Annotated in this window: 12 protein-coding genes and 2 pseudogenes; 10 read left to right on the forward strand and 4 right to left on the reverse strand. The window is 36.9% G+C overall.

Annotated features, from left to right (window positions below):
- Positions 1-188, reverse strand: a pseudogene (locus tag G468_RS25335) (transposase zinc-binding domain-containing protein); the annotation flags it as partial.
- 33 nt (positions 189-221) lie between these two features.
- A complete protein-coding gene (locus G468_RS0109310) occupies positions 222-1,931 on the reverse strand; it encodes a GH39 family glycosyl hydrolase (protein ID WP_026822898.1) in 1,710 nt (569 codons plus the stop codon).
- 554 nt (positions 1,932-2,485) lie between these two features.
- Here G468_RS0109310 and xerD point away from each other — a divergent pair.
- The 5 genes from xerD to lysS all read left to right on the forward strand — a co-directional run bounded on the left by xerD (position 2,486) and on the right by lysS (position 8,780).
- Positions 2,486-3,397 (forward strand): site-specific tyrosine recombinase XerD, encoded by a 912-nt coding sequence (gene xerD / locus G468_RS0109315; RefSeq protein ID WP_026822899.1) that lies wholly within the window; start codon positions 2,486-2,488, stop codon positions 3,395-3,397.
- A gap of 22 nt (positions 3,398-3,419) precedes the next feature.
- A complete protein-coding gene (gene dsbC / locus G468_RS0109320; protein WP_026822900.1) occupies positions 3,420-4,139 on the forward strand; it encodes a bifunctional protein-disulfide isomerase/oxidoreductase DsbC in 720 nt (239 codons plus the stop codon).
- Between the two features lie 2 nt (positions 4,140-4,141).
- Positions 4,142-5,878, forward strand: a complete 1,737-nt coding sequence (gene recJ, locus G468_RS0109325) for a single-stranded-DNA-specific exonuclease RecJ (protein WP_026822901.1) — start codon at positions 4,142-4,144, stop codon at positions 5,876-5,878.
- A 279-nt stretch (positions 5,879-6,157) separates the two neighbouring features.
- Positions 6,158-7,256, forward strand: a protein-coding gene (gene prfB, locus G468_RS0109330; RefSeq protein WP_135677932.1) for a peptide chain release factor 2 whose coding sequence is annotated in 2 segments (ribosomal slippage) — positions 6,158-6,232 and positions 6,234-7,256 — 1,098 coding nt in all. Because the reading frame shifts where the segments join, the coding sequence is not laid out codon by codon here.
- A 9-nt stretch (positions 7,257-7,265) separates the two neighbouring features.
- Positions 7,266-8,780: a lysine--tRNA ligase gene (lysS, locus tag G468_RS0109335; protein ID WP_026822903.1), complete on the forward strand. Its 1,515-nt coding sequence runs from the start codon at positions 7,266-7,268 to the stop codon at positions 8,778-8,780.
- 62 nt (positions 8,781-8,842) lie between these two features.
- Here lysS and G468_RS0109340 read toward each other — a convergent pair whose 3' ends face one another.
- Positions 8,843-9,496 carry an epoxyqueuosine reductase QueH gene (locus G468_RS0109340; protein WP_026822904.1) on the reverse strand — a complete coding sequence of 218 codons (654 nt, stop codon included), beginning with the start codon at positions 9,494-9,496 and terminating at the stop codon, positions 8,843-8,845.
- Positions 9,497-10,219: 723 nt separating this feature from the next.
- Between G468_RS0109340 and G468_RS20330 the strand changes: the two genes are divergently transcribed.
- Entirely contained in the window at positions 10,220-12,133 is a 1,914-nt protein-coding gene (locus tag G468_RS20330) for an enterotoxin (protein WP_081700648.1), read from the forward strand.
- Positions 12,134-12,246: 113 nt separating this feature from the next.
- Here G468_RS20330 and G468_RS0109350 read toward each other — a convergent pair whose 3' ends face one another.
- Positions 12,247-12,516 carry a hypothetical protein gene (locus G468_RS0109350; protein WP_051297019.1) on the reverse strand — a complete coding sequence of 90 codons (270 nt, stop codon included), beginning with the start codon at positions 12,514-12,516 and terminating at the stop codon, positions 12,247-12,249.
- Positions 12,517-13,190: 674 nt separating this feature from the next.
- On the opposite strand from G468_RS0109350, the gene G468_RS0109355 reads away from it, so the two are divergent.
- From G468_RS0109355 to G468_RS20345, 4 genes and pseudogenes are all read left to right on the forward strand, one after another.
- Positions 13,191-14,621, forward strand: a complete 1,431-nt coding sequence (locus tag G468_RS0109355; protein ID WP_026822906.1) for an SH3 domain-containing protein — start codon at positions 13,191-13,193, stop codon at positions 14,619-14,621.
- 263 nt (positions 14,622-14,884) lie between these two features.
- Complete coding sequence (locus G468_RS22425) at positions 14,885-16,924, forward strand: leucine-rich repeat domain-containing protein (RefSeq protein WP_051297020.1); 2,040 nt, start codon at positions 14,885-14,887, stop codon at positions 16,922-16,924.
- 1,188 nt (positions 16,925-18,112) lie between these two features.
- Positions 18,113-22,351 (forward strand): annotated as a pseudogene (locus G468_RS24690) (TcdA/TcdB pore-forming domain-containing protein).
- 577 nt (positions 22,352-22,928) lie between these two features.
- The gene (locus tag G468_RS20345; protein ID WP_051297022.1) at positions 22,929-24,320 is read left to right on the forward strand and encodes a leucine-rich repeat domain-containing protein; all 1,392 of its coding nucleotides are present in this window, start codon (positions 22,929-22,931) and stop codon (positions 24,318-24,320) included.
- Positions 24,321-24,332 lie beyond the last annotated feature (12 nt).

Here is a 24,332-nt window from a genome sequence, read left to right on the forward strand (position 1 = left end):
AAGAAGCGTGAATGAGAGCATTCAGGTGAAGAACAGCAATAACGGCGAACGCCCATAGCGCAGGTGCTGCAGGCGAGCATCTTTTCGACAGAGAGTAGTTGCCATTCATCTACGTGATTATTTTCGATGAAAAGGTTCCATCCGTCATCGTATTGAAATAGCAGTTTTGCAGGTCTGGGGATGTACATAGAGCAGAGTATAAAAGACGAGAAGGGAATTGCCTAGAAATAGAGCGCCTTTGCCGCGATGCTCACGCCAAAGGCGTGCTTATGTTCATAAATAAAGGTTTCTCCATTAAGTGATTGACGTTGCCCGCCATTAAAAACTTTATGTAAAATAATCTTATAGTGATTAAAATTAGCGGGGATATCTGTTACGGTAACAATATATCCTGTACTCGATTGCTGATAGTTGGCATCGTCGTATTTTAATTGGTCATTTTTATTTGGCCAATTTGGGCCATTTGGCACCGGCTTACCATTATATAGCACTTTATTTCTATTACGTGGTGGTACAATATTGCTGCCATACCAACGCTCACTATCGAGTAGGTTAGCAGGGATCGCGGTATCAATATAATATTGTGATTGCAGTTTGACGCCTGTGGGTAGTTTTGTTTGACCACTTTCGCCAACAATAGTGGGATCGGCTGTATAATTGGCAATAAGTATGTTTATTTGATTGTTGGCATTAATTGCGCCAGTTGTCGTTATGCCAGTTTTAGAAGTATCTGTTAATTTAATAATCGATGAATCACGATGGGATGCAAATTGATTATATAACCAAAATGCTTGGGCGGCATAGCTAGCGTAACTGTTGCTATTAAATAAACCAAATTCTGCGCCATCAGCTCGATATAGATAGGCTTTATCTACGCCAGCTTGTTCTGCGTGAATCAAAAAAGAGAGTAAATAGGCAGCAGCAACATGACTTTGGTTCTTAGTATTGTTAATTTTACTGGCATAAGCGGTTAATGCCCATTCAGTGATATAGCATTTTACCTGCTGAAAGCCATGTTTATCGAGTCTACTACGCACATAATCTTGGATTTCATAAATATTTTTCGGGTTGGCAGTATGAATTGCGTAATAATGATATGAGTAAAAATCAAAAGGAACATGTTTGTTTTTTATATAGGCAATAAAGTTATCGACAAAATTTTCATTTTTAAAAACAAAAGTAGTTCCACAACTACCAATTTTTACCCAAGGTGCGGTTGCTCGAATTGTATTGGCAACGGCACGATAAAAATCATAAAACTCGACAACTGCGAGCTGATTATCTTCGGGAGTTGTCCAGAAGAAACCAAGATCGGGTTCATTCCAAATTTCGTATTCAGAAATCGGATAAGCAAGACCTATCAAATGATAATTAATACTATATCTTTCTACTAATTTTTTTACTAATTGACAATATTTTTCAATATTGGTTGGTTTATGTTTCCCGCCATTAAGCATTCTGCCTATTCTAAATAATATATTCGGTTTTTGTTTACCTTGATAATATTTATTTGATAAAGAGTTTTTAAGATAGGCATCGGTTGGTTGCCAATTGAATTGTGGCTCTTCTTTAGCAGAAAAATATTGTGGAGCATTTAAGCAAATAGTTCTTCGATTAAAAAAATCATCAGCATAATGGTTTATTTGTTCTTTAACATCACTAGGGGCATTGTTTGTTATCTGATCCAGGTAATTCGTAGCGGTTGTATCAAAGTAACTATCAATATAGCATACGCCATACCAATCATGAGTACGAAGATCAACAATTCCCATTTCAGCAAATTGTTGTTCTAGATTTGGTAAGCCAGGCGCTAAAGAAATAGGTGTACCATTAGCTTGATTTAGAAAAATTGATTTGCCAATTGCTCTTTTTTCAACACCATGTGAATTTTTAGTTGTTGGAATGGCAGAATAGATAATATTTACTGGCATATTTATTATCCTTTTTAATTATATATTTAATTGTTATTAAAAATTTATATTCATTATTAAATAAACAACTTAATCATTTGTAATGTAACTCATCTGTTTATAACATTAAATTATTTTTTGTTTTATTTTGTATAGTGTTTTTTTAGCTAATATGTTATTGAAATAACAACTTATCAAAATATCAATTGGTTATAGTAAAATTAATTGAATAATAGCGTAGTTGTTTTTTTATATTTTTTGAAACAGGATGATTATAATAACATCATCATGATTTTTATTTTTTAGCAAATTTAATAACGATTAATGTAGATAATAGTTATTAATTGATAAAAAACTAAGATGAATTGAGCATTACTGATTCCTAATTCACAATATTAAATACTATAATTAATCAGTGGATATTGATTTAACTTATTAATTTTAATTAGTTATATAAATTATTATTCTAATTTAATTAATAAAGAAACAACCTGCATAAATGTTAGTATGCCATTGTGGCAGAAAGTATTTTTTGAGGCATAATAGGGTGCAATTAATTTACTAGGAGTGCTGTTGTGTCAACTGAAAAAAATAGAGACAGTCATCCGTTGATAGAACAATTTCTCGATACTATTTGGCTTGAGCATGATTTAGCGGCTAATACACTTTCTTCTTATCGTACTGATTTACAAACATTAGTTGGTTGGTTGTCACGCCAAGGTTATGATCTGCTTACGGTTGGCGTCATGGATTTACAATCTTTTTTGGCAGAACGCGTAGAGGGCGGTTATAAAGCAACGAGTTCTGCTCGTTTACTTAGTGCCATGCGGCGCTTATTCCAGTATTTCTATCGTGAAAAATTACGCACCGATGATCCAACGGCACAATTGTCGGCACCTAAGTTGCCAAAACGGCTACCTAAAGATCTTAATGAGAAACAAGTTGAAGATTTACTGCATGCGCCTACTACGCAGGATCCGATTGAATTAAGAGATAAAACAATGCTTGAGGTGTTGTATGCTTGTGGGTTGCGTGTTTCTGAACTGGTTGGGCTAACATTAACAGATATTAGTTTGCGTCAGGGTGTTATTCGGGTAGTGGGAAAAGGTAATAAAGAACGGTTGGTACCCTTGGGTGAAGAGGCTATTTATTGGTTGGAAACTTATTTAACGGAGAGCCGTCCAATCTTACTTAATGGATTGACCAATGATGTGTTATTTCCGAGTAAAAGAGGTACTCAAATGACGCGTCAGACTTTTTGGCATCGAATTAAATATTATGCAGCAATTGCTGGAATTGATAGTGCAAAACTTTCTCCTCACGTATTAAGACATGCATTTGCAACCCATTTGCTAAATCATGGCGCCGATCTACGGGTAGTACAAATGTTGCTTGGACATAGTGATCTTTCTACCACACAGATCTATACCCATGTTGCTACAGAGCGGTTAAGGCAATTGCATCAACAACATCATCCTCGAGGTTGATTGAGGTTCAAGGAAATTTTAAATGAAAAAAAATATTGTATGGTTAATTAGTCTGCTGGTCGCAGTGTCACATTCTGTTTTGGCTGATGATGTGGCTATTAAAAGAACATTGAATAAAATGGGCATAGAAACTGAGAATATCCATCCGTCACCTATTGTTGGTCTGAGTACAGTGATCACTAACCAAGGGTTGGTTTATGTCACCGAAGACGGTAAGTATTTATTAGAAGGACCTATTTATGATTTAAGTGGACAAATGCCGGTTAATGTCACAAATCAGATCTTGGCAAAAAAAATAGAAGCGATGAGTGACCAAATGATCATATTTAAGGCACCAGAGGAAAAATATGCTATTACCGTGTTTACCGATGTTACCTGTGGTTATTGCAAGAAATTTCATCAAGATATAGCAGAATATAATAAAAAGGGTATCACAGTACGTTATTTGGCATTCCCTCGCAATGGTCTTCACCATGAGTCAGCTAAAACAATGACATCTATCTGGTGTAGCGCTGATCGACAAAAAGCATTAACAGACGCTTTTAAAGGTGAAACGATTTCTCCAATTGAAAAATGCCAAACGGTTGATATTGCTGCTCAATTTAATATCGGTCATATGCTTGGTATCAATGGAACACCCGCTTTGGTATTGGAAGATGGCACAGTAATACCGGGTTATATGACAGCCGATGATTTAGTTAAAGGGTTAGAAAAACTTAAGAAAAAAATAATAATGAGTTAACAATAAATATGAAAATACAGCTTCGTCGCCGACCAAAAGCAGATGATAGCCACCTCCCTACTCATTTGTCTCCGATATTACGCCGTTTGTATGCCATGAGAGGTGTGTTGTCAGAAAATGAGTTAGAAACAGGAGCTAAAGGATTACTTAATTACCAATCACTTAATGGTATTGAAACTGCGGTTCAATTGTTAATCACTGCCCTGAATGAACATTGGCAGATTATTGTGGTCGGTGATTTCGATGCCGATGGTGCAACGAGTACCGCATTGACACTGCGAGCGCTGAGCGCGATGGGATATCGTCATTTTGATTATTTGGTTCCTAACCGATTTGAAGATGGTTATGGGCTTAGCCCGCAGGTTGTTGATGAAGTTATTAAAAGAAAAGCGCAACTTATTATTACTGTTGATAATGGCATATCCTCCCATGAAGGCGTTGCTGTTGCGCATCGACATGGTATAAAAGTGATTATTACCGACCACCATTTGCCAGGAGAAAACTTGCCTTGCGCAGAAGCAATTATTAATCCTAATTTAGCTGATTGTCACTTTCCATCAAAAGCATTAGCGGGTGTTGGTGTCAGTTTTTATTTGATGTCAGCCTTACGCGCCGCGTTGCGTCAGACGGGTTGGTTTGAGCAACAGTCGCGTAAGATGCCTAATCTGGCTGAATTATTAGATTTGGTGGCATTAGGGACGGTGGCAGATGTTGTTCCCTTGGATAGTAATAATCGTATTTTAGTCTATCAAGGTTTAAATCGTATTCGGGCAGGTCGCAGCTGTGTTGGGATCAAAGCTTTGATTGAAGTTTCCAAGCGTGATGTTAGTCGTCTGGTTGCTAATGATTTAGGTTTCTCAATTGGGCCACGGCTAAATGCTGCAGGAAGATTAGATGATATGTCAATTGGTGTGGAGCTGCTATTGACTGATGATATCGTTCACGCCAGAAAATTGGCTAATGAATTAGACAGCTTAAATCGTACCCGGCGCGAAATTGAACAAGATATGCAGCAAGAGGCTTGGCATATTTTTTCACAAATAGAAAAAAAACGTCATCAAATACCTAATGGTCTAGCACTCTATCATCCAGAATGGCATCAGGGAGTAGTAGGAATATTGGCTTCTCGCATCAAAGAACGTTTTCATCGTCCGGTTATCGCCTTTGCGCCAGCAGGCGAAGGGATTTTAAAGGGTTCAGGGCGTTCCATTAATGGTTTACATTTACGAGATGCACTTGAGCGCTTAGATACGCTTAATCCGGGATTAATTTTAAAGTTTGGTGGCCATGCTATGGCAGCAGGATTAACGTTGGAGGAACAAAAATTTACTCAGTTTCAAGAGAACTTTTCTAATCTAATGGCAGAACTGCTGGATAACGATATGCTTGAAGGGGTTATTTGGAGTGATGGTGAGCTTAATAATGAAGAGTTGTCGCTGGATATTGCTGAACTAATTAGAAATGGCGGACCATGGGGACAGGCTTTTCCCGAGCCTATCTTTGATGGCAAATTTAGGTTACTGCAACAACGTCTTGTTGGTGATTGTCATCTAAAAGTGATGTTAGAACCACTGGCTGGTGGCCCGATGATAGATGGCATCGCCTTTAATATTGATACTGCTTATTGGCCTGACAATAGTATTAAAATGGTTCAATTAGCTTATAAACTTGATGTCAATGAGTATCGCGGTAATCGTAACATCCAGTTACTCATTCAGCATTTGTGGCCTTGTGAATAGTATTTAACTTATTCTAACCATTATTTTTCACTGAAAGTGGTAGGTATGCCTTACTTATAGCCAACATTTTTCTATCACTTACTTGCTAATATTTGGATTTAAAGCATGATTCTCATAGAGGCATTTACTGACTAAAAGCGGCTAATTGATTGGTAAAAAGGGATTATTATCGAGCATATTGACTGAAAAACTATAATCCAGCAATCAGATCCGCTACAATAGGCGGTTTATATTTTTATGACTTTTTTAATGAAAATAACATAAATAAGATACAAGGTTATGTTTGAAATTAATCCAATAAAAAATCAAATTCAGGATCTGTCTGAGCGGACGAAGATCTTGAGGGGGTATCTTTGACTATGATGCCAAGAAAGAGCGTTTGGAAGAAGTAAACGCCGAACTTGAGCAGCCTGATGTATGGAATGAACCCGAGCGAGCCCAAGCGTTGGGTAAGGAACGTTCTTCTCTTGAAGCAATAGTCGAAACTATTGATGCGTTAATACAAGGTTTAGATGATGTATCTGGTTTGCTCGATCTGGCAATTGAAGCCGATGATGAAGACACTTTTCATGAGGCGGTAGCAGAGTTAGCGCAGTTAGAAGGAAAACTGGGTCAATTGGAATTTCGTCGTATGTTTTCAGGCCAGTATGACAGTGCTAATTGTTATCTTGATTTACAGGCAGGTTCAGGGGGAACGGAGGCGCAAGATTGGGCTAGCATGTTAATGCGTATGTATCTGCGTTGGGCTGAGTCAAAAGGTTTTAAAACAGAGATTATTGAAGCGTCAGATGGTGATGTTGCTGGCTTAAAATCTGCCACGATAAAAATTATTGGTGAATATGCTTATGGTTGGTTACGTACTGAAACGGGTGTTCATCGATTAGTGCGTAAAAGCCCTTTTGATTCAGGCGGTCGTCGCCATACCTCTTTTAGCTCAGCTTTTATTTATCCTGAAGTGGATGATGATATTGATATTGAAATCAATCCGGCAGATTTGCGTATTGATGTTTATCGAGCATCAGGGGCTGGTGGTCAACATGTTAATAAAACAGAATCAGCGGTACGTATAACCCATATTCCAACTGGCATTGTGACTCAATGTCAGAATGACCGTTCACAACATAAAAATAAAGATCAGGCTTTTAAGCAACTTAAAGCAAAATTATATGAGCTAGAGATGCAAAAGAAAAATGCCGATAAACAAGCATTAGAAGAAAATAAATCTGATATTGGCTGGGGTAGCCAAATTCGTTCTTATGTGCTGGATGATTCTCGAATTAAAGATCTACGTACAGGGGTTGAAAATCGCAACACCCAAGCGGTACTGGATGGTGATCTGGACAAATTCATTGAAGCAAGCTTAAAAGCTGGCCTATGAGGAAAAAAGATGTCTCAACAACAACAGGGTACTGAGCAGTCCCTTGATTTAAATAATGAATTAAAAACTCGTCGAGAAAAACTGGCGGGATTGCGAGGTAATGGCATTGCTTTTCCTAATGATTTCCGCCGCGAGTATTTATCTAGTGATTTACATGGTAAGTATGCGGATCAGGAGGCGGAGCAGCTTATTGATCTGGATATTGATGTCTCTGTTGCCGGGCGAATGATCACACGCCGTATCATGGGTAAAGCCTCTTTTGCTACCTTACAAGATATGGGCGGTCGTATTCAGATTTATATTTCTCGTGATGATTTACCGGAAGGGATTTATAACGAACAGTTTAAGAAATGGGATCTGGGCGATATCCTCGGTGTTAAAGGTAAATTATTTAAGACCAAAACCGGTGAGTTAACCATTCATGGTTATGAAGTTTATTTGTTAACCAAAGCATTGCGTCCTTTGCCGGATAAATTCCATGGACTGGCAGATCAAGAAACGCGTTATCGCCAACGTTATCTCGATCTTATTGCCAATGATCGTTCACGGCAAACTTTTATTACGCGTTCACGTGTGCTGTCTGCCTTACGTAACTTCATGGTTAGTAAAGATTTCATGGAAGTTGAAACACCCATGATGCAGGTTATACCAGGTGGTGCAGCAGCTCGTCCATTTATTACTCATCATAATGCGTTAGATATTGATATGTATCTGCGTATTGCGCCAGAACTTTATTTGAAACGTTTAGTTGTAGGTGGATTTGAGCGAGTTTTTGAAATTAATCGTAATTTTCGTAATGAAGGTATTTCACCGCGGCATAATCCAGAGTTTACCATGATGGAACTTTATATGGCCTATGCTGATTATAAAGATCTTATTGTGTTAACTGAAGAGTTATTCCGAACGGTAACACAAGAAGTATTAGGCACAACTCAGGTAAAATATGGTGAGCATTTATTTGATTTCGGGCAGCCTTTTAGCAAAATGACCATGAAAGAAGCGATAGTTAAATATCGTGCTGAAACGGTTCTGGCTGATTTAGATGATATGACTAAAGCGACAGCGATCGCAAAATCACTGAATATTGAGCCAGAAAAAGGTTGGGGATTAGGTCGCTTACAATGTGAGATTTTTGAGGCAGTGGCGGAAAGCCATTTGATCCAACCGACATTTATTACTGAATACCCAGCAGAAGTTTCTCCGTTGGCTCGTCGGAATGATAATAATCCATTTATTACCGATCGATTTGAATTCTTCATTGGTGGTCGTGAAATTGGTAATGGTTTTTCTGAGCTTAATGATGCAGAAGATCAAGCTGAGCGCTTCGCACAGCAGGTTCGTCAGAAAGATGAAGGTGATGATGAAGCCATGTTTTATGATGAGGATTATATCACTGCACTGGAGCATGGATTGCCACCAACGGCCGGTTTAGGTATTGGTATTGATCGGATGATCATGTTATTAACCGATAGCCATACAATTCGTGATGTTATTCTGTTTCCAGCCTTGCGGCCTGGTAAATAGCTTATCAAATTGCATAAAAAATGCCTGGCTAAAGCCAGGCATTGCTATTTTTGTTCGAGCTATTATTTGTCGGCAGTGTAATATTTAACCCCGATGCGGATAATCTCGCGTCCTTGTGAGCGCCTATGTTTATTAGTATCACGCAGAGAATAGATACAACCGCAATATTCTTGTTGATAAAATTGTTCGCGCTTACTAATTTCCACCATTCGGGCTGAACCGCCTTGTTTACGCCAGTTATAGTCCCAATAAGTAAGGCCATCGTAGTGGCTGGCGGCTCGCTTACCGCAGTCATTGATCTGTTGCATATTCTTCCAGCGGGAAATACCTAATGAACTGGAGATAATGCTAAAACCATGCTCAGCAGCGTAGAGCGCGGTACGCTCAAATCGCATATCAAAACACATAGTGCAACGAATTCCACGCTCAGGTTCTTGCTCCATTCCTTTAGCGCGGCTAAACCAGTTATCACTATCATAATCAGCATCAACAAACGGTACATTATGTTGCTCAGCGAAACGAATATTTTCGTTTTTACGGATCTCATATTCTCGTTGTGGATGAATATTTGGATTATAGAAAAAAATAGTATAATCAATACCTGAAGCACTTAGTGCTTCCATTACTTCACCTGAGCAGGGAGCGCAACAAGAGTGCAGTAATAATTTATTAGCGCCATTAGGCAGCGTTAGTGTAGGACGGGTAAATTTATCCATGGTTGCAAATTTTTATAGTAATCGATAATAGGGCTAATAATAACAGCTAGCAAGACATATATAATAGTCTTTTTATTTTTTGGGTCAAATTTGTTTGCTAAGAGGCAGAGGATATTTATATTTACCACTGATGATTAACGGTAAAAGCATCCACTACATTTGACTTAAGCTGATTTTAAATCGACCAGAATTGCGATAAAAATTTATTTTATCAGATATTAATACAATATTAGATAATTTTTTATTATGGTATTAACTAATATAACTGTCTAATTAAATTAAAATGTTTTTTATTTGTAATATTGCAATAAGATAGTATGTCAACAAATGAAAAAAATAGAATAAAGGATCGTAAATAAAATTTAATAATCAATATTTAGTATAAAAATTTTTGCTAAAAATAGGGTAAGTTAATCATAAATAAATTGTAAAAATTTATGCTGATATTGAATGTAATAAATTAAAATAGCAAGCTGTAAAAAATATTAAATAAGTTGTTAAATGTTTTTAATGACAGGATTTTTTGTTAAAAAATCCGCCTATTATCTATTTTTGCATCGATAAATATTACTTTATAGGATTGATTTTAGTTAAATAAACCAACAATTGCTAAACTGTTCACAATTTCTTGATAAAGTTTTTGCTGTAATAACGCGTATTACATGCTTTTGGACTTGATTTTTGCAAAATAAAATAATTAAGCAGTCAATAGGAGTTTATTGCATGAGAGCATTGAGGGTTATTATATTAAGTGTGTTTATAACTTTATGTTTAGTAAAATCTTTACAGGCAAAAGAGTATCAACTATCGGGTAAAAATATTAATATTCTATTATCCAATAATACTAAAGGTTTATTATTGTGCTTTAAAAATAATAAAGATAATGATGTCATTAAAACTAATAATTTATTTGAAATTAGTTTTAATTCAGGAATAAAATTAACTGAAAAAGATTTTAACTTGCAAGCTATAAAGCAGGATAAAGAGACCATTACAATCAATTATATTAGGAATAATATTAAAGTAACAACGATACTTACTTTATATGACCAAGCAGATTTTGCTCGTTATGAAATCCGCATCACAGCTGCAAATGAACCCTTAAACATGAGTCTGGTGTCATTAATGCCTTTTAAGACCCAAGCGCCTTTTGTTTATGGTTCGGTTGTCAGTTCTCCAATTATTAGTGATTCATTTTTTATTATTCCAGAAAATCCGTTAACCAATACGACGGCTTATGAGGGCGGAGTGACACAAAAAATAGTGCAGGCCATTCCTCTACAACCCGCTCATACACTCAGTTATAAAACTTATATTGGCACTTATGAAAGCGGTCAATTGCGTCGTCATGTCAATCAGTTTTTAAATGTTGTCCGTGCTCGTCCTTATCATCCATATTTGCACTATAACTCTTGGCTTGATATTGGTTTTTTTAATCCTTATACCGAAAAGCAAGCATTATTACGTATTGAACAGTATGGCGAAGAGCTGGTCAATAAACGCGGTGTAAAATTAAATGGCTATTTATTTGATGATGGTTGGGATAATTTAAAAGGTAATTGGGGATTCAGTGCCAATTTTCCTAATGAGTTTAATAAATTAAAATTAGCGGCTGAAAAATATCATGCCGCCTTAGGCATTTGGTTATCACCTTGGGGCGGATATAACAAACCACGCGATATTCGCGTTTCACATGCTGCTGAATTTGGTTATGAGATCATGGATGGTAAATTGGCTTTATCCGGTGCTAATTATTATGCCAACTTTCATAAACGTATTTTAGAGTTAATTAAACAACAAAATATTACTATGTTTAAACTGGATGGTACCGGCAATGCGGATAAGGTAATTCCAGGTAGTCCATTTACCAGTGATTTTGCTGCGGCAATCCATATGATTAGTGATATGCGAAAAGCCAATAATAAACTTTATATTAACTTGACCACAGGCACTCAAGCGACACCTTCCTGGCTTTTTTACGCTGATTCGATTTGGCGTGGGGGTGATGATGTTAATTTTTATGGCCCGGGTACTAAAGTACAACAATGGCTGACTTATCGTGATGCTGAAACCTATCGTTCAGTTGTGATGAAAGGGCCATTATTTCCCCTTAATTCCTTGATGTTACATGGTATTATTTATGCTAAGCAAGCCAAATATCTTGCTCGACAATCAGAGCAGGACTTTGCTGATCAAGTTTGGAGTTATTTCGCTAGCGGTACTCAGTTACAAGAATTGTATATTACGCCTGAGCTGTTGAGCGATAATAATTGGCATGTATTAGCTACTGCAGCAAATTGGGCACGTGAAAATCAAGCTATTTTATTTGACAGCCATTGGATAGGTAGTGATCCGACCAAATTAGCGATCTATGGTTGGGCTGCCTGGAGTAACAATAAATCGATTATTAGTTTAAGAAACCCATCGGATAAACTCCAAGTTTATTATTTGGATTTACAGCATGATTTAGAATTACCGGCTGGCGCGCCACAAAGTTATCAAGTTAGCCTGAATTATATTAGTAAAAATGGTAGTAAAAAACCGGCTAAGATTAATAAATCGGCATTAGTGACCTTAGCACCTTTTGAAACAGTTGTTATGTTATTAGCGCCTGATAATGGTAAAAAGGGGCGATAAAATATTGGTTAGAATTTTAGCTTAAATAGCATGATCCAGTTAATTAATATCGACATATAAGAGCCTCCTTGCCATTGTTGGCATGGAGGATATTACAGGTTCATTGCGTAAATTTACTTTTCAAGTGTACATTCTCTGATACTAACAAAAGAATTGGGGCCATCAACTTTATATTGCTCCTTGGCTTGTTCTCTAGCCTCTTGTTCGCTAGAGGCAGTGAAAATCCAATCCCATACTCCTTGATCATCTTTATTACCGTAGTTTCCTTTGCAGTAATATTGTTGTTTTCCTGCAGGTTCTGCAAATACACTCGATGAAAAGGTTGCTGCTATTGCAGAAGTTACTGATAATATTAATAACCCACGTTTTATAACAATATTCATATTAAGTTCCTTATGTTAATTGAGTATTTACTCATTCACTTATGCATCGATAGTACAAACAATAACCATGAAAAGGTAATCCATTTGTTAATATTTTGTCTAATTATATTTATTTATTAAATAAAGGTAAGTAAATGGTAAAAAATAAACTTGCATTAATGGTGATAAATGTTGAAATTTAATATTCAGCTACTATTTTATTTAATAATTTTTTATTTTATCCATTATATCAACTTTCTAGATATAAAATAACAGAATTAAAGCCTGTCTTAACATGGCAATAATTTAGTATGAAATTAATAAATTATTTATAAGTTAAATATTAAATTACAAAATATATGAATATTTATTTTTTATCATTACTAATGATAGGGTATTAAAGATCAGTTAATTTTACAAATATTTATGATTAATAATATTGTTAATATTAATTTTAAATCATTAAAAATATATATAAGAACTATCGTTGTTAACAAATTAACGATAATTACTATAAATGAATTATTATTAAGCGGCTGAATGTTAAAAATTTACACTTTATTTTTTTATTATTAATAATAAATGATGTAATATAATTTAAGTAGTCATTTTAATTACGCTTAATATTAAAAATCAAATAAGTTAGCATGACATGGATATAATAAAAAGTAATAAATCTCGAGGAGCTGGCATTAATGAAAAAGATTATTAGCTTTAGCATTCTATTATTATTGATTGGCTGTGGCAGTAAAACGCCGCCTACATCGTCATCATTTAGCAATAAGCAAGATATTATCTTTATTGATCAAACGAAAAAACTTTTTCCGATAGCTAATTATCCCCAAAATAGCGCTCGCTGGATCCCGCCTAATGAACCGAGCTATCGACAACCATTTTTAACTAAAGTACAACAAAAAGAAGCGCTTGATAACCTGTTGGCACACTATTTTGGGGAACACTCTCCCTGGAATGAGAATTACATTCAGTCAGTTTTACAGGATGCAAAAGGTGCGAAAAGAAATTTATCCCATTTTGCGGAAGAGTTTACTGCGCCTAATGTGAGTCACTATGGTGAAAATTTTCGCTTATTAGATGCTAACTGGAAAGCAAAAATGCAACATCGGGTATCCGTACCGATAGCTGATCAATATACTCCTGCTGCCCGAGCGATCACTTTGCGTGAAACCGCGGTAAGATTCCTACCAACTGCCTATCCTGCTTTTGAAGATCCGCGTGGGGCAGGTCAAGGTTATCCTTTCGATATGCTGCAAAATTCAGCCCTTCATCCAGCTGAACCGATTTACATTGCGGCAGTAACAGCAGATAAATCCTGGAGTTTCATTGTTTCATCAACGGTCATGGGATGGGTGGATAGTTCACATATTGCTAAAGTAAATGATCATTTTATCCAGCAGTGGACAGCCATGGCAAACAAAAAGTTGGCTGCAGTCATTAATGATAATGCCAGTTTCACTGATGAACAGGGCATATTTAGATTTACCGCCCGTACAGGCACATTATTGCCAATAAAATCGATTAATGGTAAGGCAAAAATTGCATTACCAGCATCCGGTGACGATGGTTATGCCAGTATTCGTTATACAGCACAGTCTGAGCAACAAGTGCGTCAGATACCTATCTTACCAACCGCAGAAAATATGGCTCATATCATCCAATATATGCAAGGCAAGAATTATGGCTGGGGAAATCTTTATGGTTTTAATGACTGTTCTGCTGAAGTGAGAAATCTTATGTTGCCTTTTGGTATTTTTCTGCCAAGAGATTCACTGCCCCAATCGTTAAGTGGCAAGCGAATTGACCTGAGTCATCATTCAACCAATGAACGGATTAATTATTTGATGAAATATGGCCAGCCATTTAAAACATTAGTTTATATAAAAGGTCATATTATGCTGTATGTTGGTAACTCCGATTGGCAAGGACAGACAGTACCGATAATCTACCATAATGTATGGGCATTAAGACCCGCAGCGCCACCGAGTCGCAGCATCATTGGCCAATCCGTTTTTCTGCCGCTCTTATCACAATATCCTGAGGAGCCGGAGCTTGAATCACTGGCAAGCAAACCACTCTTTATTATTAGCTATCTCGATCAAAAGGAGTAATGATGATTCGATAAATTTTGACCCTTATCTTTTATTAACGCAATGCAACTGCCAGTGGCAAATTAACAATCTTGCGGCTGGCAGCAATTCTCCTTTTGTTCATTCAGATGTTTGCTAACGCTTACTATTTTCTAGCAATCATTTTCTATCAATCATTTTATGTAATATTTGATGTAGTTAACATTCTTGAATAGCTGAATTGTTAAATTTTGCTAAATTAATAAGTCATTTTTAACAATTTGCTTAGATTAGGATGGTGCATAATGGATCTATCACCTGCTTTATGGAGTTTAATCACTGAATGGCGTGATTGGGCATCAGAACCAAATATTAATCCATCGGAACAGAGAGAGACCGCATTAAACAGAGTTTTTGCCTGTATTATTAAAAAAGATCCACATCTTGATTTATCCCACTTGTCTTTAACTTCGTTGCCTACTTTACCAGAATGGTTAATAACATTAGATATTCATGATAATCAGTTAACCACATTGCCTGATAATCTACCTAAAACATTAACTCATTTGGATGCAGGTAAAAATCAATTAACTAGCTTACCTGAGCGTCTACCTGAAACATTAATAGAAATAAGGGTTGATCATAATAAGTTGACTAGGCTACCTGATAATCTGCCAAAAAACTTATCTATGTTGAATGCTGATCATAATCGATTAAGTAGCTTGCCAGAGCATCTGCCTGACAGATTATCAGTATTTGATGTTAGTGATAACCAATTGACGGCTATACCTCATAATTTACCCCCATCATTAACCATTTTATATATTAATAAAAATAACCTCGAAAGTTTGTCTGATAATCTACCGAATGAGCTATTTTATCTTGATGCCAGCGACAATCCATTGACTGCTTTACCTAATAAATTACCCTTCAAGCTAGAAAAATTAATGGTCAATAACGCATTTTTGACCGCATTACCAAATACACTGCCTGACGAGTTATACCATCTAAGTGTCAGCAACAATCAAATAACCGCGCTGCCTGCTAAACTTCCGCCTAAGTTACAAGCGCTGACAATCGATATCAATCAGTTAAGCGTATTACCCAATCAACTGCCAGCACTACTAAGAATGCTGAATGTAGCATCTAATAAATTAACATGCTTACCGGAAGTATTGCCCGAAGATTTAATTTTGTTGGATGTTAGTCATAATCAATTAAAAGCACTACCTAAAAATTTACCAAACAACTTACTTACCTTACTCGCTAATGACAATCAACTGGCCTCACTACCATTTTTACCAACAGAATTAAATATTGTTAAAATTTATGGTAATCAGTTAAAAAATATACCCGATGAACTACCACCTTGGTTAACAGTATTAGATATTGGTGATAACCAATTAACGGCAATTGAAGGCAGTTTACCGGTTGAATTAGAAGTGTTAAATGTTAGTCGAAATCAACTAAAAAAATTGCCTGACCATTTATCAGATTCTTTAGTAGAAATTGATGCGAGTTATAATGAACTAGTTTCACTACCTGATAAATTGCCTGTTGCGTTAAACCGCTTACTGATTGCCGGCAATCAATTAACTTGGCTAGGCTGGAATTTGCCGCGTGGGATCACCCAATTAGATGTTAAACGCAATCAATTAAAAGCGTTACCCGAGGACTTACCGGATGGGATCACTGAATTAGATGTTAGCCACAATCAATTGAGGGAATTTCCTAATCATATACCCGAGTCACTTGAAATTTTGGATGTCAGCTATAACAAATTTATTAGCTTGCCTGCTCATTTACCGCTAAGCTTACAATATATTGTTGCTCACCATAACCAACTCAATTTGTTGCCCAATCCATTACCTCTTTACCTCAAGATTCTGATTGTTAATAATAATGAATTAACTCAATTGCCTGAAGTTATGCCTGTTTTTTTACAGCAGATCGTGGTACATAATAATCAATTAACTGAATTGCCACATTTTTTTGAAGATTTATCCTATCTTGATGCCAGTTATAACCAATTAACTGAGTTTCCTGCCCACTTTCCTAGTGATGTGGTGACTCTTATTCTGCATAATAATCAGTTGCGGGCTTTACCGACTCATTTATTCGAAGAACTGATCTTTTTAGATGTACATAATAATCAGATAGCCACCTTACCTGAATATCTGCCTTTAATGTTAGAGTACAGTGATTTTAGTGCTAATCCATTGGACGCCATTCCGACTCGCTTTCCATTACAATTCCCTCAATGGCACGCTGCTGAGCATAGCATCGACATTTCAGAGGAGGCGTTAGGTAATTGGGCGGCTGATAGCAATATTACTGTTGACTAGGCTAACGGCAGGGCGATTGCCGTAGAAAGAATAACAGCTTGCATTGATAATAATAGTAATTCACTTGATTTATCCGGTTTACATTTAACCCGTTTACCCGCTCATTTACCCGCGACTATTAGCGAACTTAGAATAAATAACAATCAACTGTCAATTTTACCTAGCCATTTGCCAGCTAAGCTAAAATATTTATATGCGGCCGATAATCAGTTAAATGCTTTACCGGGCAATCTGCCTAATTCATTAGTTTATCTTGATATTAGTAACAATCAATTGACGGCTTTACCGAATAGTTTGCCTATTATGTTAAAACATTTAGATGGACATAATAATTTATTAACCTCTTTGCCAACTAATCTACCCAATATTTTAATTACGTTGAATGTAAGTCATAATCAACTGATATCCCTACCAAATAATTTATCCAATAAATTAAAGAAACTCGACATTAGTAGTAATCAATTAACTGCTTTGCCCGACAGTTTGCCAAATCAATTAGGGCATCTTAATGTCAGTGATAATCAATTGGAAATGCTGCCAGTAATTTTCTCTGCTAAATTAAAATATTTAAATATTAGTCATAATAAATTATCTGCATTATCTAATCATTTGCCTGATGTGCTAAGATACCTGAATGTCAGTGATAATCAGCTAATGGTTTTGCCGCCTAATCTGCCGGCTAAATTAAAATATTTGAATGTTAGCGGTAACCAGCTGAAAGAATTACCGGCTCACTTTCCTGATAAACTACTTTTTCTTGATATTGACAACAATCCGCTCACTAGGGATCATACCGCTATTTCCATTGCTACTATTGAAAAGCAGACTGCACAATTACCTAAATTTTTTAGCGATACGTATGAATTAATTCCAGAATGGTTCAAATGGTTAGATCAAGCCCCCACAACGGAAGCCAAGGCTAGAAACACTGCTGTTCATCGAATGATTGATTGTCTTTGCTTGCAAGAAAGATCGCTTGATTTATCAAACTTAAAGCTAACTAGCCTACCCGATCATTTACCCAACAATCTGATAGTATTAAATGTTAACGATAATCAGCTGACAGCGTTGCCGGCGGAACTCCCATCCACTATCCAAAAGCTTTATGCTAATAATAATCAGTTAACTTCTCTGCCGGTTAGCCTACCTGAAAGGTTAATACTATTGGATGTTAACCATAACCAGTTGATGGCGTTAGGCAATACTTTACCAACTACATTGCTCGGTATAGATATCAGTCACAATCAATTGCTTCGCTTAGCGGATCATTTACCGGCGGGTTTATTATTACTCGATGCCGATCATAACCAGTTAACCTTCTTACCTGATAGCCTGCCGGCTAATTTAACGCACCTGATTGTGAGCAATAATCAATTAAAAACATTAACTAACTATTTGCCAAATTCATTAATCAGGATTGATGTCAGTAATAATCAACTTACTAACCTGCTTGATTATATTCCTGATAAATTAATAAAAATTAACTTTACCGGAAATCAACTTAAAACCAAATCGATTCATCTACCTATTAACCTTAGCTTGGCTAGTTCAAGTCAGAATGATGCAAGCTTGACCTCTGTTCGTAAGGTGTCAGATTGGCAACTGCCAGCGGTGAGTTTTCAGCATGAAGGTGAAAGCAGTCGTTTTGATGGCCAATTAATTATCCAACTGGAAAATGATCCGCTAGTGAGAGAGGCGGCGAGTCAATTAGTCAAAAAACATCCGCAAATATCGGTGTTAGTGCAGCTTGATAGTCAGGGAAATAGTTTTACGGTGCATGGTAATATCGAGCATTTGCAGCAGCAAACAAGACAGCGCTGGCAGTTAGTTGGCCATGGTCGGGAAAGCCTGCTTGATGGAGAGCATGTCAGCTTGGCCTGGCGTGAGGCTAAACCACTGGCACAGCAATTAAAAAAATTAGCGACAGATCTGGCGTTGGCGGTTTCGCCGAAACATATTAATTTAGTTGGCTGTTCATTGGCTGACGATAAGCAGCAAACCAGTTATGTCAGGCAATTTGCTGCTGCTTTAGATGAAACGATTCGCCCCTATTCAGTTTCTGCCTACTCTTCTAAGCTGATGGTCAATGATGAGGGCAGAAAACGCTTGTTTGAAACGGGTAATAAAACCACGCTGTTTTTTAATAACGAGAAAAATGACTGGCATATAGAGAAGGTGGCCGGTAAAACCGTTAATCATCTGGCAAAAACAGCGATTGAACCAGCGACCTTAGGTGCTCCTGCTAGGTTGGGGTCTATCTCTTATAAATTAATGTCTTTCATTAAAGAGGCTGAACAATTTCAGTCGATTATGAGTCAGTTTTATCAATATCATCGCTTGTCGCTACAAAAGTGGGTACCACTTTTTGCCAGTTTTAGCAAAAGTAAAGTGCAGCCGGGCAGTTATGATTTACATTTTATTCATAATGAGACCCATCAATTAAAGAAATTAGTCACTAATAATAAACATATTGTTGATTTTATTAATAAATGTAATCAATATCTGGAAATGATTATTAAAGTTTATTATTACAACGGTAAAACATTAGTTTTACGGACTAATATGACGGATGTTGATAGTGTGCGTGGATTAAATGCCGCTTTTCTGCTCAAAGAGCTGATCCCCTGGTTTGCCAATAAACATCGGCTTGGCGTAGTAGATAATGAGTTATCAGACACCCTCAGTGTGGCACTAAATATACACTCTTATCTCAATTTGACGCAAATAGTGCACGGGACAGTGGAAGATACCTTAAAGTTGGTTAATTTATATCAAATGGCTGCCTACTAGGGGCAGCAGGCAACAAAAGGATTATTGAGCCCGTTGTTTTATGGCAGCTATGTTTTAGCAGGTGTATTTAATATTGCTAGTATCGTTTTGGATAGTATTGAATTAGCGCATGCGCAAAATGATCTGCAACGAGCAGTTTTTAGTGCTCAGTTAGGGGTTGATATTACTAATTTAGTGGTTGTTGGCACAGGAATAGGCGCTAGCATGTTAGGGGCAACCACGGTTGCTACCTTTACTGGTGCGCTATCTGTCCCGTTGCTAGGGATAGAGATTGGTATCACCGCGTTGGCTGAAGCGTTTGGTAATGTCACCCATAATGTTCAGATAGTTGGCAACTATTTTGCCGATATCGATTTGGCTTATCAAGAAGGTGGCTATCGGCGGATAACGAAAAAAATCGCTGATAGTGATGCGGTTATCACAATTATGCAGCCGATTCCAGGCGCCGTCATTACTGAACTGAACTTACGCCACAATACACTGACTTATGATAGCCAATATCTTTATCGTAATGATCCTACTTATTCCAGTGGATCAGGTCACAGTAATTATTTCTTGTTCTGGCCCAATCGAGGCGTAAATCGAGATAAAAGCCAGGCGATCAATATTCGACAGGGATTGGGCTATCAAAGTAGTCAATCCAACTTTAAGCCAGGTGATGATGTTCTGATCCTGCCAGGTACGCCGATTACTTACCTAGATTATGCCTATATGATTTTACCTTTTGTCACCACACGTGATGATAGAGGTTTTGCTCTATTAAGAAAACTGGAAGAAGATGGTCGGTTTGATTTCGATTTTTATGCTTTTCCCGGTGAACGGGCAATCTATCGGCTTATACCAAATTATGTGGCAACCCCGATTAAAGTGATTTTGGACGATCGCGACAGGGATTTGGTGCTCCCTATATTACCGGTCGAGTTTCAGCGCTATATAAGTTATCAGTTGATTGGTGGTGAAGGAGAATATCGGATTAGCTTAACGAAAGGTGTATCAATAACCTTACAATCAAATCATGCCAATACACGTTGGCTATTGGATGCGCGTTATCTTAAGTTAGGCACTAGTATGCAGGTTAGCGAAGAGGGTAACTATCTCAATATAGATAATGTTATCGTCACGTTACCGAAAAATGCCAGTCGGATTACGGTAATAAATAAACAGGGAACCTTCGTCTTTGATGAAAAGAGTAAGCAAATGCATATTATCCATATGGATGCAATGCATTTCAATAATAGTAATTCACTGGATGAATATCTAAAAATGTTAGCCAATATTCAGGATCATTCGACGCCATTTGTTATCATCGATCACTATCAACCAGATAATGCAGTGGGACAGGTCGGCAGAGCTTATTATGAAATCGCTCGTAGCCGAATTATTTATACCAATCGGCCAGATGCAGCGGAATTTCTCAGCCAAGCAATGTTAGCCAAAGTTGATGGTGATAAAGCCTGGTTTTATCGCGATACCGCTATTTGGCAGGTCGAAATTAGCACGGGCCAGTTATTGCGGCAATATTTGCCATTTAGTTTTCCTGTGGTAAATGATGCCGCTATTCGTAGCTATACGATCCAGGGAAATGGTAAATTGCTGTTTGTGATTGAGCAGAATGGCATGCGCTGTGTTTATATCGTTGAGGATGCAGCGCTGAAATTGGTTGCAATTAATGGCAGTAAAGATCTTTTAACATTGTTAAATAGGATAAAACAGCTGGTAGATTTTGCAGGGCAAAATAAAAATCCGAGGTTGTTGTTATCTGAGTCTAACCAATTTGACGCTTCCCCATCCCTTAATATCGACCACTTAGATAAGCATGTTTCATCAGCTACTCTTATCCCCAGTCGGCTGGCAGAAATTGTCTATTTATCTGGCTATAAGGACGGCCAAGAGCAGCATTACTGGTTAATAACCAAGGGTAAGTATGTAAATAATGTGATCCGCTTAAACTTAGTCGCTCAATCAGAGCGTGATGCGCAACCCCATACCGATATGGTGATTGCCAACCAAACGCAGTTATCAGCACCACTGTCAGAATTTATACTTGTGGCGACTACGGTAGGGGAGTCAACCGGTTATTATTTTTATAATCCACAAACCCATGCACTCTATTTTCAACCAGATAATGGTTTGTCTAATAGCCAGGCGCAATTGGTTGCCAGCAATATTCAGTCACTTTTTCCGATTAATAATAAATTATTTTGTCAGCAAGAGGGTGGGATATTTAGTTTACTGGATAACCAGGGGAAAAACGTCTTACTCGGCGTTTCACAAGATTGGTTACGTCAGCATAGTGACGATGTTATATTAGATTTGAATAAGCTGATTGATGCGATGCCAAATTCTGCCGATTACCTCATGTTGCAGGGTTTACAGGATCGAGAGGGAAATCCGGTAAGAGCTTGGTATGATAGTAAAGCCGGTCGGATAGTCCAGGGCGGAAGTAGTTTAAATGCTAATCATGATCTGGTTTATTTAGGTTTATCAGAAGATCGGCAGGAAGCATTAATTTACGATAATGATGAGCAACAGCAATATCGTTTTTTGCAACCCGCCAATGTCACATTGACGCCGTCTGAAAGTGGACTTTTGATCTCAGATATTCCGACTGATCCTTTATGGGCAACTTTTGCTTAGTCGTCTTTTTAGATCATCATTGTCTTATTATCAAACAAAAACTGATTTTAATTATTTAGTTAGCTCTGTTGAATATCAATTTATTTGAACGCATCTATTCGGTTAATCGTTGGATGATTTATTTTTATCATTGCTATTTTTTATCTGTTTTAATGAAGATTAAGTTAGCTTGGTTATTTAGTATTGTTGGAATACGTTATTACCAAATAATGGATCATTGGGGGTTGTTAAATAATATCCAAAGGCACCAGAGCTTGAATCCTTGGCAAGCATGCCGCTATTTATGATTATCTATCTCGATCAAGTGGAGTGATAATGATTTAATAACGTTTATTCACACCTATTTTTTATTCGCGCAATGCAACTGCCAGCCACAAATTAACGCTCTTGCGGCTGGCAACAATTCTCTTTTTGTTCATCCCGTTATTTGCTAATGCTTTCGGTTTTCTAGCCATTATTTTATGCAATATTTGTTGCAGTTAACATTTTGCGTTGTTAATAAAATAGCCTAATTATTAAATTTTACTAAATTTATAAGTTATTTTTAACAATTAACCTGCATTAGGATGGCGGCACAATGGATATTACACCTGCTTTATTGAATCTGACCACTGAATGGCGTGATTGGGCATCACAACCAAACATCGATCCAGCGGAACAGAGAAGTGTTGCGCTAAGGAAATTTTTTGACTGTGTTGAGGATAAAAATTCATCTCTTGACTTATCCGACTTGTCTTTAACTTCGTTGCCTACTATACCGGAATGGGTAATAGAATTAGATGTTAGTGATAATCAGTTAACTAACTTGCCCAATAATTTACCCAAAGCATTAACTCATTTGTATGTAGGTCAAAATCAATTAACTAGCTTGCCTGAGTATCTGCCTGAGGAATTATTAGCATTGCGTGCTAATGCTAATAAGCTGACGGCGCTATCTGATCATCTGCCAAAAAACCTAATGTCTTTAAATATTTCAGAAAATCAAATAATTAGTTTGCCTAGTGAGCTGCCTGCAAACTTAAGATTATTAAATGTTGGTGATAATAAATTGTCCGCTTTACCTGATAATTTACCCTCATCATTGGGCGTTTTGTTTGTAGATAAAAACAACTTGGAGAGCTTGCCGAATAAGCTGCCCAATAGTCTCTGGTATCTTAAAGTTAGCGATAATCCATTGACTGCTTTGCCTAATCAGTTGCCATCTATGCTACAAACATTAGAAGTTAAAAATGCATTTTTGACCGCATTACCAAATTCTCTTCCTGACACATTATGGAATCTTAAGGTCAGCAATAATCAGATAACCGCGCTGCCTGCTAAACTTCCACTTAACTTGCAAGTACTCAAAATCGATAAAAATAAGTTAAGTGTATTACCCAATCAACTGCCAGAAGAGCTAAGAGAGCTGAATGTGGCATCTAATCAATTAACTAACTTAACGGAGGTGTTACCAAGTAAACTAAGTATATTGGCTGCTAGTCATAATCAATTAAAAAAGCTGCCGCAAATTTTACCCAATACATTACGTACTTTACTCGTTGATGACAATCAACTTACTTTCTTGCCATTGGATTTACCAAGTGAATTAACTAATCTCAATGTTTACTGCAATCAGTTGAAATTTTTACCTGATAAATTACCACCAAAGTTAACAATATTAGATGTTGGTGATAACCGATTAAAATTCTTACCTGACAATTTGCCGGTTAAATTAGAACAGTTATATGTTAATCGAAATCAATTGACAAAATTACCTGACCATTTACCGAATTCATTAATAGTACTTCATGCCAGTTTTAATAAGTTAAATTTAATAGCCAATAATTTGCCTAACTCGTTAGAGCACTTATTTATTGCTGGCAATCAATTAACTTCATTATCGATAGATTTGCCGCCTGGGATCATTAAATTAGATGTTAAGCGCAATCAATTAACGGCGTTACCCGAGTTACCGAATGGGATCACTTAATTAGATGTAAGA

Origin of the sequence: Arsenophonus nasoniae DSM 15247 (assembly GCF_000429565.1) — a bacterium.
Lineage (GTDB): Bacteria > Pseudomonadota > Gammaproteobacteria > Enterobacterales > Enterobacteriaceae > Arsenophonus > Arsenophonus nasoniae.

Bases quoted from the DNA above. Each gene is read 5' to 3' on its own strand.
- G468_RS0109310 (WP_026822898.1), bottom strand. From the start codon at position 1,931: ATGCCAGTAAATATTATCTATTCTGCCATTCCAACAACTAAAAATTCA.
- dsbC (WP_026822900.1), top strand. From the start codon at position 3,420: ATGAAAAAAAATATTGTATGGTTAATTAGTCTGCTGGTCGCAGTGTCA.
- lysS (WP_026822903.1), top strand. From the start codon at position 7,266: ATGTCTCAACAACAACAGGGTACTGAGCAGTCCCTTGATTTAAATAAT.
- G468_RS0109340 (WP_026822904.1), bottom strand. From the start codon at position 9,496: ATGGATAAATTTACCCGTCCTACACTAACGCTGCCTAATGGCGCTAAT.
- G468_RS20330 (WP_081700648.1), top strand. From the start codon at position 10,220: ATGAGAGCATTGAGGGTTATTATATTAAGTGTGTTTATAACTTTATGT.
- G468_RS0109350 (WP_051297019.1), bottom strand. From the start codon at position 12,516: ATGAATATTGTTATAAAACGTGGGTTATTAATATTATCAGTAACTTCT.
- G468_RS0109355 (WP_026822906.1), top strand. From the start codon at position 13,191: ATGAAAAAGATTATTAGCTTTAGCATTCTATTATTATTGATTGGCTGT.
- G468_RS22425 (WP_051297020.1), top strand. From the start codon at position 14,885: ATGGATCTATCACCTGCTTTATGGAGTTTAATCACTGAATGGCGTGAT.
- G468_RS20345 (WP_051297022.1), top strand. From the start codon at position 22,929: ATGGATATTACACCTGCTTTATTGAATCTGACCACTGAATGGCGTGAT.